Here is an 11,597-nt window from a genome sequence, read left to right on the forward strand (position 1 = left end):
GGTTCCCCGCTCCTTACGGGGCGCCCCCGGCAGCCCCTACTCGGCGACCTTCAGCAGGAGGACCGTGCGCGGTGGGACCGTGACCGTCGTGGCCGCCAGGTGCGTCACCCCGGGGGCGGCCGCCTGTTCCTCCCTCGACGTGTCGACCACCACCTCGTACGACGCGGCCCACGGCGGGCCGGGGAGGGCGAAGTCCGCGGGGCCGTCCCCGGCGTGCAGGACCACCAGGAAGCTGTCGTCCGTCACGGGGGCACCCAGCGCGTCCCGCCCGGGGATGTCCCGGCCGGACAGGAACATCCCCAGCGTCCCCGCGGGCGCGTACCAGTCCCGCTCCGTCATCTCGGTGCCGTGCGCGGTGAACCAGGCCAGGTCCCGCAGCCCGTCGGCCGAGTGGGCCCGGCCGGAGAAGAAGGCACGCCGCCGGAGCACGGGGTGCGCGTGGCGCAGGGCGATCAGCCGGGACGTCAGGTCGAACAGGGCCCGCCAGCCCGGGTCGTCGAGGAGGCTCCAGTCGAGCCAGCTGATCTCGTTGTCCTGGCAGTACGCGTTGTTGTTGCCCCGCTGGGTCCGCCCGAGTTCGTCGCCCGCGACCAGCATCGGCACCCCGGTGGAGAGCAGCAGCGTGGTCAGCAGGTTGCGCAGCCGGCGGCGCCGCAGGTCCCGTATCCGCGCGTCGTCGGTCTCGCCCTCGGCCCCGCCGTTCCACGCGCGGTTGTCGTCGGTGCCGTCGCGGTTGCCCTCGCCGTTGGCCTCGTTGTGCTTGCGCTCGTACGACACCAGGTCGCGCAGGGTGAAGCCGTCGTGCGCCGTCACGAAGTTCACCGAGGCGTACGGCCGCCGCCCGCCCCACGCGTACAGGTCGCTCGACCCCGAGAGCCGGTACCCGAGGTCCCGCACGTCCGGCAGCGCGCCCCGCCAGAAGTCCCGTACGGCGTTGCGGTAGCGGTCGTTCCACTCCGTCCAGAGCGGCGGGAACGCGCCCACCTGGTAGCCGCCGGAGCCGACGTCCCACGGCTCGGCGATCAGCTTCACGCGGCGCAGCACCGGATCCTGCCCGATGACGGCCAGGAACGGGGACAGCATGTCGACGTCGTGCATCGACCGGGCCAGCGCGGCCGCCAGGTCGAAGCGGAAGCCGTCCACGCCCATCTCCGTCACCCAGTAGCGCAGCGAGTCCGTGATCAGGCGCAGCACGTGCGGCTGTACGACGTGCAGGGTGTTGCCGCAGCCCGTGTAGTCCGCGTACCGCCGGGCGTCGTTCTGCAGCCGGTAGTAGCCGCGGTTGTCGATGCCGCGCAGCGACAGGGTCGGGCCCAGCTCGCTCGCCTCGGCCGTGTGGTTGTAGACGACGTCGAGGATGACCTCGATGCCGGCGGCGTGCAGCGCGCGCACCATGCGCTTGAACTCGCCGACCTGCCGGCCGTTGGTCCCGGAGGCCGCGTAGCCGGCGTGCGGGGCGAAGTAGCCGATCGAGTTGTAGCCCCAGTAGTTCCGCAGGCCCCGGCGCAGCAGATGGTCCTCGTGCGCGAACTGGTGCACCGGCAGCAGCTCGACGGCCGTCACCCCGAGCGCCACCAGGTGCTCGATCGCCGCCGGATGGGCCAGCCCCGCGTACGTGCCGCGCAGTTTCTCCGGGATCCCCGGGTGGAGCTTGGTGAAGCCCTTCACGTGCAGCTCGTAGATGACGGAGTCCGCCCACGGCGTCTTCGGGCGGCGGTCGTCCGCCCACTCGTCGTCGGGCGCGTCGTCGTGGACGACGACGCCCTTGGGGACGTACGGCGCCGAGTCGCGGTCGTCGCGCACCGTGTCCGCGACGTGCTGCTGGGGCCAGTCGCGCACATGGGCGTACACCTGGGGCGGCAGGCTGGCGAACTCGTCCTGTCCCGCGCCGTCCACCGCTCGCGCGTACGGGTCGAGGAGCAGCTTCGCGGGGTTCCAGCGGGCGCCGGTCCACGGGTCCCAGCGGCCGTGCACCCGGAAGCCGTACCGCTGGCCGGGCCGTATCCCCGGCACGAAGCCGTGCCAGATCTCGTGGGTCAGCTCGGTCAGCGGCACCCGGATCTCGACTTCGTGCCGCCCGCCGTCACCGCTCCCGCTCAGGGGCTCGGTCCCGTGCGCGGCGCCGTCGTCCGGTGTGCCGAAGAGGCACAGCTCGACCGACTCGGCCCCGCCCGCCCACAGCGCGAAGTTGGTGCCCGAGACGCCGTCGGGCCCCGTCCGGAACCGCGCCCCGAGCGGGGTCGGCGCGCCCGGCCGGACGGCGGTGCCCGGCGCGGTGCGCGCCGTGCCGTTCAGCGCGGTGCCGTTTCGCGCGGGGGCGGCCTGTGCGGGCAGCCCTCCGCCCGGCGCGCGCCCGTCCTGCACTGCCTCCTGCTCGGCTGCGCTCGACACCCTGGGCCCTCCCGGCGGCTCGGTCGGAGCGGCACCAGGAGGACCGCGGCGTCCCGGCCGCGGCCTCATCCCGTGTCGTCCTCCCCACTGTTCTGCCCAGAGCCGGGCTCGCACTCACGTTTCCCGAGACGGGGGACTGTCGTTGGGTGCACGTGATGCACGAACAGACGCGCGCGCGGCGCGCAGGGGCCGCGCTGGCCGCCGCACTGACATGGGCGGGCCTGCTGGCCTCGGCCGCCGGATGCACCTCGCACGGGGTGGACGAGATGCTCGGCAAACCCCGTTCGCCCCGGGACGCGATCCGCGTCGTGCCGGACGACGGCAGCAAGGCCGTACGCCCCGACGAGGGCCTGGTGGTACGGGTGCCTGCCGGGCGACTGGAGTCCGTGAAGGTGGTGAAGTCCCAGGACGCCCAGGAAACCCCGGTCCCCGGCCGGATCGGCGCGGACGGCGCGACCTGGCGGCCCGCCGCCCCGAAGCTCGCGCTCGCCGCCAAGTACACGGTGGACGCGGTGGCGCTCGACGGCCACGGCCGGCGGGTGGCACGGCACGCCACGTTCACGACGGTCGTCCCCGACGAGCGGTTCATCGGGTACGTCATGCCGGAGAACCGTTCGACGGTCGGCACCGGAATGATCGTCTCGCTGGAGTTCAACCGCGCGATCGAGAACCGGGCGGCGGTCGAACGCGCCATCCGGGTGACCTCGGTGCCGAAGACGGAGATCGCTCCGCACTGGTTCGGCGAGGACCGCCTGGACTTCCGCCCCGAGACCTACTGGAAACCCGGTACGAAGGTCACCGTCGACCTGCGGCTGCGGGACGTCGAGGCGGCCCCGGACGTGTACGGGCTCCAGCGCAGGACCGTCTCCTTCACGGTCGGCCGCAGCCAGGTCAGCCTCGTCGACGCGGCCGCCCACACCATGCGGGTGCACCGCGACGGAGAGCTCCTGTCCACCGTGCCGATCACCGCGGGCGCCCCGAAGAGCACGACGTACAACGGCAGGATGGTGGTCACCGAGATGCTGGAGGTGACCCGGATGAACGGGGCCACCGTCGGTTTCACACGCGCCGACGGCAAGGGCGAGTACGACATCCCCGACGTCCCGCACGCCATGCGCCTCACCTCCTCCGGGACCTTCCTGCACGGCAACTACTGGGCCGAGGGCGTCTTCGGCCGGGCCAATGTCAGCCACGGATGCGTGGGACTGCGCGATGTGAAGGGCGGCAGCTCCGCGACCCCGGCGGGCTGGTTCTTCGACCGCAGTCTCATCGGCGACGTCGTGGAGGTCGTCAACAGCAAGGACGGGAAAGTCGCTCCGGACAACGGCCTCGGCGGGTGGAACATGGGCTGGAAGGCCTGGAAATCGGGCTCCGCGGTGAAGTAACCCGACATACGGGTACGCACACGGAAGGGCCCCCGGCGCCACCGGCTCGACGTGTTGGGACTGAACGGTGACATTCCCTGGAGGCCATCCCCCGTGGCAGTGTGATTAATTAGCGCGATGCGTGCGTGGGACGCGCCGTAGTACGGGCCTGAACAGGCCGTGCGAGGGGAGAACGAACTTGAACGGGCGACCGATATCGGGGGCGTCGGTTGGCGCGCGGACACGAAGTGGCAAAGGAGCCCTGGCACTTGTGCTGGGGACGATGCTGCTCCTCGTGACCGCCTGCGGCGGGGGAGGGGACTCGGGTTCCGGGTCCGGCGACGGCAAGGACAAGGATTCGGACAAGGCGGACACCAAGGTCTCGCAGGCGGTCGTGACCATAGCCCCGAAGGACGGCGCGGGCTCCGTCCGGACCAGTGGTGCGCTGAAGGTGACGGCGGCCAAGGGCAAGCTGACCGAGGTCACGGTCGAGGACGGCAAGGGCGAGCCGGTCGAGGGGAAGATCACCGACGGGGGCGCGAGCTGGACGCCCGCCGGTCATCTCGCCGCGGCCACCAAGTACAAGGTCCACGCGGTGGCGAAGGACTCCGAGGGCCGTCAGGCCGCCGAGGAGTCCGCCTTCACCACGCTGACCCCGAAGAACACCTTCGTGGGCACCTTCACGCCCGAGGACGGCTCCAAGGTCGGCGTCGGAATGCCCTTCTCGGTGAACTTCACCCGGGGCATCACCCACCCCGAGGACGTCGAGAAGGCGATAGAGGTCAAGACCGAGCCTGCGGTCGACGTCGAGAGCCACTGGTTCGGCAACGACCGCCTGGACTTCCGCCCCGAGGAATACTGGAAGTCCGGTACGAAGGTCACCGTGACGCTGAACCTCGACGGGGTCGAGGGCCGGCCGGGTGTCTACGGCAAGCAGGCCAAGACCGTGAAGTTCACGATAGGCCGCAGCCAGGTCTCCACGGTCGACGTCAAGACCAAGAAGATGACCGTCGAGCGGGACGGCAAGGTCATCAAGACCATCCCCGTCACGACGGGCAAGGCCGGTTACGAGACCTGGAACGGCCAGATGGTCATCAGTGAGCGCCTCCGGGTGACCCGGATGAACGGCGAGACGGTCGGCTACGGCGGCGAGTACGACATCAAGGACGTGCCGGACGCGATGCGCCTGACCACGTCGGGCACCTTCATCCACGGCAACTACTGGGGCGGCGACGCCTTCGGCAACTACAACGCGAGCCACGGCTGCATAGGTCTGCGCGACCAGCGCGGCGGCGGTGACCGGGGCGCCCCGGCCGCGTGGTTCTTCGACCACTCGATCGTCGGCGACGTGGTGACGGTGAAGAACTCCAACGACCGGACCGTGGCCCCGGACAACGGGCTCAACGGCTGGAACATGTCGTGGGAGAAGTGGAAGGCGTGACCCCGCGGGGACCCGGGCGCCGCTGACCGCGGCGTCCTCGTCCCGGTCCGTCCCGACCGGACCGTGGGGACGGCCCCGGTGTGCTCCGCTGTGACGGAGCACACCGGGGCCGTACCCGTTAGCCCCCGTTAACCTGCCCTCATGACCGTCAATCTCGAAGTCGCCGAAGGTGTCGGAACGATCCGCCTCGCCCGTCCGCCCATGAACGCGCTGGACGTCGCCACGCAGGACCGGCTCAAGGAACTCGCCGAGGAGGCCGCCCGCCGCGAGGACGTGCGCGCGGTGATCCTCTACGGCGGGGAGAAGGTGTTCGCGGCGGGCGCGGACATCAAGGAGATGCAGGCCATGGACCACGCGGCGATGGTCGTACGCTCCCGGGCGCTGCAGGACTCCTTCACCGCCGTGGCCCGCATCCCCAAGCCGGTCGTCGCCGCGGTCACCGGTTACGCGCTGGGCGGGGGCTGTGAGCTGGCGCTGTGCGCCGACTTCAGGATCGCCGCGGACAACGCCAAGCTGGGCCAGCCGGAGATCCTCCTCGGGCTGATCCCGGGCGCCGGCGGCACCCAGCGCCTGTCCCGGCTCATCGGCCCCTCCCGGGCGAAGGACCTCATCTTCACCGGCCGCATGGTCAAGGCCGACGAGGCCCTGTCGCTCGGTCTGGTGGACCGGGTCGTACCGGCCGCCGACGTGTACGCCGAGGCGCACGCGTGGGCCGCGAAGCTCGCGCAGGGACCGGCGCTCGCGCTGCGCGCGGCCAAGGAGTCGGTCGACGTGGGCCTGGAGACCGACATCGAGACCGGGCTCGCGGTCGAACGCACCTGGTTCGCGGGTCTGTTCGCGACGGAGGACCGGGAGCGGGGGATGCGGAGCTTCGTCGACGAGGGGCCCGGCAAGGCGAAGTTCCTCTGACGGGTCTCGTGACGGGTCTCGACCGTGCCGCCGAGGTGTCGCGGTGCCGCGAAACTCACCCGTCAAGTTGAGCCGATCCTCTTGCAGTTGACGCGGTGTCTTACCCGGTGTCCCTCGAAGGAGCGGTTTATCCAGCCCTTAAGGCAGCCTTAAGCGTTCCTTTCGTCGGACCCGGGTGATCGCCCTCAATGGGCCTGTCGTAGCAGGTCAGACGGGGTGTGTGGATATCTGAAATGCCCATGGCATATGTCGATCGAATCGAGCGGAATGTGGAGTTCCGGGGGTCGTATTCCTCTGGAACGTCCCCGGAGTGGCCCTTTGGCAGCCATGATGGGGGGCATGGCGGGGCTGGAGGGTATCGAACAGCCGCGGCGGCACGGGAGTGCGACCGCGGCGCGCTGGTCGCCTGCTGTCGAGGACGAACACGCGCTGAAGGCGCTGGAGTTGTTCGGCAACCCCACCGAGGCGGAGGTGCCGCTGCCGTCCCGGCCGGAGTCCGCCGCCACCGCGCGCCGGCTCACCCAGGTCGTCGTGCTGCGCCAGTGGGGCCTCTCGCCGAAGATGACCGAGGACGCGGTGCTCCTGGTCTCGGAACTCGTGGGCAACGCGGTCCGGCACACCGGGGCGCGGGTCTTCGGGCTCCGTATGCGCCGCCGCCGGGGCTGGATCAGGGTCGAGGTCCGTGACCCCTCGCGGGGACTGCCCTGTCTGATGCCGGTGCAGGAGATGGACATCAGCGGCCGGGGCCTCTTCCTGGTCGACAAGCTCTCCGACCGCTGGGGGGTCGACCTCCTCCCACGGGGCAAGACGACCTGGTTCGAAATGCGGGTGGCGGACCGCTGAGGGGTGTCCCCGGGGCAACCTCCGTCCGCGGCGCGCCGCCGTACGAGTGAAGATCCACGGCCTGTCCCCGCGGACCCGCGAGGGTGCTCCCATGACCACAACTCGCCTGCGGCGACGGGCCGCCGCCGTCGTCCTGTCCCTCACGGCCGCCCTCGCGACCTCCGCCGCGACACCTCCCGCCGAGACCACGGCGAAGGCACCCGCGGCCTTCGCCGCGAAGGCCGCCGCGGCACCCACCTGTCCCCAGTTCGCCGACCCCGTGCACGCCGCCGCGGACCGTGGCGTGGACGTCGCCCGCATCACGCCCGAGCCGGTCTGGCGCAAGACCTGCGGCACGCTCTACCGCAGCGACGGCCGGGGCCCCGCCGTCGTCTTCGAGCAGGGCTTCCACCCCAAGGACGTCGTCGACGGCCAGTACGACATCGAGCAGTACGTCCTCGTCAACCAGCCCTCGCCGTACGTCTCCACGAGCTACGACCACGACCTCTACAAGACGTGGTGGAAGAGCGGCTACAACTACTACATCGACGCCCCCGGCGGTGTGGACGTCAACAAGACCATCGGCGACACCCACAAGTGGGCCGACCAGGTCGAGGTCGCCTTCCCGGGCGGTATCGCACGGCAGTACATCATCGGTGTCTGCCCGGTCGACAAGAAGACCAAGACCGAGATCATGAGCGACTGCGAGAGCAACCCGAACTACCGGCCCTGGCACTGAGAACGGCCCGCCTCGGCGCGGAGAGGAACCGCCGGCCCCGACGCTGAGCGGGCGCCTGAGTCCGGTCAGGCCCCCTCAGCCGTCACCTCGCCGGCGGCCGTCGCCTTCCGCCGTTCGGTGAGCAGTGCCTCCGCGCCCACCGCCCGGTAACCGGCCGCGAGGAACGCCCGCACGCTGCGGGCGTTCCCCGGCGCGAGCTGGGCCCAGACCGGCTCGCCGCCGGCCAGCCGCCGTGCCGCTCCGGCGAGTTCCCGCCCGAGCCCCCGGTGGCGTACCGCCGCGTCCACCTCGACCCCGGCCTCCAGCCGCCCCGCGACGCCCCGGCCGAGGACGAGCACTCCGCCGTCGACGGTCCACACGCGCACGTCGTCGCGGTGCTCACGGGCCCGTACGACCCGGTGGTGGTCCCGGTCGGTGACCTCCACCAGGGGGAGAGCCGGCTCGCCCGTGAGCGATGGGGCGACGGCCAGCAGGTCGACCGTGTCGTTCGTACGTCCCGTACGGTCCATGAAGGCCGCCAGGAAACGGGGGTTCATGGGCGCGGCGAGCGCGTCGCAGCCGGCCCGCTCCAGCGTCCGGCGCACCCACTCGGGATCCTCGTCCGTGAACACGACCGAGTGCGCGGTGAAGGCCACGACACCCGCGTCACGGGGAGAGGGCTGGCGCACCACCGTGACGCGGCCGTCCGCGGGAGGGAAGACGTCGCGGGCCGCCTCGTCGAGAATGGTCCGCAGGCACAGACTCTCGGGCACGCGTCCGCTCCTTCGCTTCGTCTCCTTGAGTCTCCACCCGCTGGAAGGCCCAGACTCCCGGACATGACCGACGACGGCACCGGACTCTTCACCATCGGCGAGCTGGCCAGGGCCACCGGGCTGACCGTACGCACCATCCGCTACTGGTCGGACGTGGACGCCCTGCCGCCCGTGACCCGCTCCGAGGGCGGCTACCGGCTGTACGACGCCGCGTCCGTGGCGCGCCTCGAACTCATCCGTACGCTGCGGGAGCTGGGCCTCGGCCTGGACGACGTACGGCGGGTGCTGGCGGGCGAGACGACGGTCGCGGAGGTGGCGGCCACCCATGTCCTGGCCCTGGACGCGCAGATCAGGGCGTTGCGGGTGACCCGGGCGGTGCTGTCGACCGTGGCGCGACGCGGCTCGACCGCAGAGGAGATGACCTTGATGAACAAACTGGCACGGCTGTCGGCGGCCGAACGGAAGCGGATCATCGACGACTTCATGGAGGAGACCTTCGGGGGCCTCGACACCGCGGACCCCGACATCCGCACCCGGCTGCGGTTCGGCATCGCCGATCTGCCCGAGGACCCCACGGCCGAGCAGGTGGACGCCTGGGTCGAACTCGCCGAGCTGATGCAGGATCCGCAGTTCCGCCGGCGGATGCGCAGGACGGTCGAGTTCAACGCGGCGGACCGGGGACCTGAGGTGCCCGCGGGTACGTCCCTGTGGTTCATGAGCCGTCTGGTGCAGCTGGCCGGTGAGGCACGGGCGCAGGGCGTCGACCCGGAGTCCGCCCGCGCCGACGAGGTGCTGGACGGGCTCCTGGGCGACGCCGACCGGGCCGCCGTACTGGAGCGCATGGAGTCCGCGTCGCACGTGGAACTCGCCCGGTTCCGGGAGCTGACCGCCGTCGTCCGCGGGACCGGGCCGCTGCCCGCGCACGCCGAGGAGTTCGCCTGGGTGGTCGCCGCGCTGCGGGCCAGGGCGGGAAGTTAATCTGACCTCGTCAGAGAAGCACCATGAAGGGGCGGGTCCGGTGGCGGACATCGAGGAAGCACGCAAGGCGTTCGAGCGCATCGACGTGGACGGGGACGGCTACATCACCGCCGCCGAGTTCAAGAAGGCGCTGGCCCAGGGCGGCGACTGGAACGTCACCGAGTCGGTGGCCGAGGCCGTCATCGCGGCCCAGGACGTCAACGGCGACAAGCTGCTCTCGTTCGACGAGTTCTGGGCCCACGTCAACAGGTGACGTGAGCGGCAGGGGCGCCCGTCGCGCGGGTCCGCGCGGGGCGCCCCTTTTCCACGCGTCCCGGTAAGTCCGGAATAGCCTGATCAGGTCGGCGGTTGCTACTCCCCGCAGGAGTCACCCACCTCCCCCTGGAAGGGCGAGTCGACATGAAGATCGGCATCATCGGAGCAGGCAACATCGGCGGCAACCTCACCCGGCGGCTCACCGCGCTCGGACACGACGTGCACGTCGCCAACTCCCGCGGCCCGCAGACGCTCACCGCGCTGGCGCAGGAGACCGGAGCCACCCCCGTCCGCGTCGAGGAGGCCGCCCGCGGCGCCGAACTCGTCGTCGTCACGATTCCCCTCAGGGCGGTCCCCGACCTGCCGTCCGGACTGCTGGACGGGGCGGCGGACCACGTGAGCGTCGTCGACACCGGCAACTACTACCCGCGGCGCGACGGCAGGATCGCCGCGATCCTCGACGAGGGCCTGACGGAGAGCCGCTGGACCGCCGGTCACCTGGGCCACACCGTCGTCAAGGCCTTCAACGGCACGTACGCGCAGGACATCCTGGACCGCCCCCTCCCGGCGGGCGCCCCCGACCGTCTCGCGGTCCCGGTGGCGGCCGACGACGAGGCCGCCAAGAAGGCCGTCCGCGCCCTCATCGACGAACTCGGCTTCGACACCGTGGACGCGGGCGGCCTCGACGACTCCTGGCGCCAGCAGCCCGGCACCCCCGTCTACGGCCTGCGGGCGGGCGTGGCAGGGGTGACGAAGGCGCTGTCCGAGGCGTCACCGGAACGCACGGCGGACTTCAGGGCGTAGCCGGTGCGCGAGTTGCAGGCCGGGCCGCTGTGCAACCGGTGCGAACTGCTCCTTGTGTTGCTTCTCCCGTTATTTCCCCATCAATAGAGATGTTTGGAATCCAGTCCCCTGTGTGCCAGTTGGCGTAGACACTGCTTCTCATAGGTTTTTGCATGGAGCCGCGGGGGCGCTCATGACCGTTCCTGCGTGAGCACAGGAGGACGGACATGGTGGCGTCGGATCCGCACAGCTACTGGATCGTGCTGCTGGACATCGAGGACTTCAGTCTGCGGACGGAAGTCGCCCAGGCGACCCTGCACGACGAGCTGTACGGGGTGGTCGAGTTCGCGGTCGCGCGGGCCGGACTCGACCTCGCCACGTGCCCGGTCCAGGACCGCGGGGACGGGATGCTGATCCTCGTCCCGACGGGGACGAGCCCGACCAAGCTGCTGAGGGAACTGACCCGCGGCCTCGACGACGCGCTGCGGGCACACCGGGCGAAGTACAACCTCGACCACCGCATGAGGCTGCGGGTCGGCCTCAACCAAGGGCTCGTGATCCGGCAGGGCAAGCGCTGGACCGGCACCGCCATCAACGACCTGGCCCGGCTCGTGGACGCCGGACCGGTCAAGGGTGTACTGGAGAAGGCCCGCAGCGCACAGCTGGTCCTGGTGGTCTCCGAGCACGTCTACACGTCGATCGTGCGCGGCGGATACCCCGGGATCGACCCGGCGGCCTATCTGCCCGCCGACTTCGTCACCAAGCACGACGAGCGGCGCCGGGGCTGGGTCACCGTGCCCGGCTACTCGGCACCGCCCGGACTTCCCGCCGATGCGGGGGAGCCGCCCGGCGCAGCAGGGGGAACCGCGGTCCGGGACGGCGCGGGGAGGGGTGACGGCGGAACCGCCGCGGGGAGCGCGGTTCCGCCGTCCACACCCGCCCACATCCACGACGTGACGGAAAGCGCGGTCGCGGTGAACGGCGACGCGTGGCACATCGGTGGTGACTACTACGGGGGTGACCACGTGCGGGGTGACAAGCACGTGCACCACGACGCCGACTCCGCGGACGAGCCATGAGCGCGGCCGACGGCCAGGCGCCGGCCCCGGCCCCGGCCCCGGCCGGAGCCCCGGCTCCGACCTCGCCCGCGCCCGCGCCCTCGC

The 11,597-nt window shown here is 71.3% G+C and carries 11 protein-coding genes; 9 read left to right on the forward strand and 2 right to left on the reverse strand.

What is annotated here, in order from left to right:
* Positions 1-36: 36 nt before the first annotated feature.
* Positions 37-2,391 (reverse strand): glycogen debranching protein GlgX, encoded by a 2,355-nt coding sequence (gene glgX, locus ACLVWQ_RS37175; protein ID WP_414113710.1) that lies wholly within the window; start codon positions 2,389-2,391, stop codon positions 37-39.
* Between the two features lie 152 nt (positions 2,392-2,543).
* Here glgX and ACLVWQ_RS37180 point away from each other — a divergent pair, with 152 nt between their 5' ends.
* The 5 genes from ACLVWQ_RS37180 (at position 2,544) to ACLVWQ_RS37200 (ending at position 7,666) form a co-directional block, all read left to right on the forward strand.
* Positions 2,544-3,776, forward strand: coding sequence for an Ig-like domain-containing protein (locus ACLVWQ_RS37180; RefSeq protein ID WP_414113720.1), 1,233 nt, complete (start codon positions 2,544-2,546; stop codon positions 3,774-3,776).
* 178 nt (positions 3,777-3,954) lie between these two features.
* Positions 3,955-5,196: a L,D-transpeptidase gene (locus ACLVWQ_RS37185; RefSeq protein ID WP_414113711.1), complete on the forward strand. Its 1,242-nt coding sequence runs from the start codon at positions 3,955-3,957 to the stop codon at positions 5,194-5,196.
* A gap of 141 nt (positions 5,197-5,337) precedes the next feature.
* Entirely contained in the window at positions 5,338-6,105 is a 768-nt protein-coding gene (locus tag ACLVWQ_RS37190) for an enoyl-CoA hydratase/isomerase family protein (RefSeq protein WP_414113712.1), read from the forward strand.
* A gap of 339 nt (positions 6,106-6,444) precedes the next feature.
* Positions 6,445-6,948 (forward strand): ATP-binding protein, encoded by a 504-nt coding sequence (locus ACLVWQ_RS37195; RefSeq protein ID WP_414113713.1) that lies wholly within the window; start codon positions 6,445-6,447, stop codon positions 6,946-6,948.
* A 91-nt stretch (positions 6,949-7,039) separates the two neighbouring features.
* Positions 7,040-7,666, forward strand: a complete 627-nt coding sequence (locus tag ACLVWQ_RS37200) for an ADP-ribosyltransferase (protein ID WP_414113714.1) — start codon at positions 7,040-7,042, stop codon at positions 7,664-7,666.
* A gap of 65 nt (positions 7,667-7,731) precedes the next feature.
* Here the strand turns inward: ACLVWQ_RS37200 and ACLVWQ_RS37205 are convergent, their stop codons facing one another.
* A complete protein-coding gene (locus ACLVWQ_RS37205; protein ID WP_414113715.1) occupies positions 7,732-8,418 on the reverse strand; it encodes a GNAT family N-acetyltransferase in 687 nt (228 codons plus the stop codon).
* 63 nt (positions 8,419-8,481) lie between these two features.
* Here ACLVWQ_RS37205 and ACLVWQ_RS37210 point away from each other — a divergent pair, with 63 nt between their 5' ends.
* From ACLVWQ_RS37210 to ACLVWQ_RS37225, 4 genes are all read left to right on the forward strand, one after another.
* A complete protein-coding gene (locus tag ACLVWQ_RS37210; RefSeq protein WP_414113716.1) occupies positions 8,482-9,396 on the forward strand; it encodes a MerR family transcriptional regulator in 915 nt (304 codons plus the stop codon).
* A gap of 40 nt (positions 9,397-9,436) precedes the next feature.
* Complete coding sequence (locus tag ACLVWQ_RS37215) at positions 9,437-9,649, forward strand: EF-hand domain-containing protein (RefSeq protein ID WP_414113717.1); 213 nt, start codon at positions 9,437-9,439, stop codon at positions 9,647-9,649.
* A gap of 146 nt (positions 9,650-9,795) precedes the next feature.
* A complete protein-coding gene (locus tag ACLVWQ_RS37220) occupies positions 9,796-10,455 on the forward strand; it encodes an NADPH-dependent F420 reductase (protein ID WP_414113718.1) in 660 nt (219 codons plus the stop codon).
* Between the two features lie 206 nt (positions 10,456-10,661).
* The gene (locus ACLVWQ_RS37225) at positions 10,662-11,513 is read left to right on the forward strand and encodes a hypothetical protein (protein ID WP_414113719.1); all 852 of its coding nucleotides are present in this window, start codon (positions 10,662-10,664) and stop codon (positions 11,511-11,513) included.
* Positions 11,514-11,597 lie beyond the last annotated feature (84 nt).

The organism is Streptomyces sp. CWNU-52B, from assembly GCF_047444975.1.
In the GTDB taxonomy this organism is placed as follows: Bacteria; Actinomycetota; Actinomycetes; order Streptomycetales; family Streptomycetaceae; genus Streptomyces.

Coding starts and splice junctions, on each gene's coding strand:
- ACLVWQ_RS37190 (WP_414113712.1), top strand. CDS start 5,338: ATGACCGTCAATCTCGAAGTCGCCGAAGGTGTCGGAACGATCCGCCTC.
- ACLVWQ_RS37195 (WP_414113713.1), top strand. CDS start 6,445: ATGGCGGGGCTGGAGGGTATCGAACAGCCGCGGCGGCACGGGAGTGCG.
- ACLVWQ_RS37200 (WP_414113714.1), top strand. CDS start 7,040: ATGACCACAACTCGCCTGCGGCGACGGGCCGCCGCCGTCGTCCTGTCC.
- ACLVWQ_RS37210 (WP_414113716.1), top strand. CDS start 8,482: ATGACCGACGACGGCACCGGACTCTTCACCATCGGCGAGCTGGCCAGG.
- ACLVWQ_RS37220 (WP_414113718.1), top strand. CDS start 9,796: ATGAAGATCGGCATCATCGGAGCAGGCAACATCGGCGGCAACCTCACC.
- ACLVWQ_RS37225 (WP_414113719.1), top strand. CDS start 10,662: ATGGTGGCGTCGGATCCGCACAGCTACTGGATCGTGCTGCTGGACATC.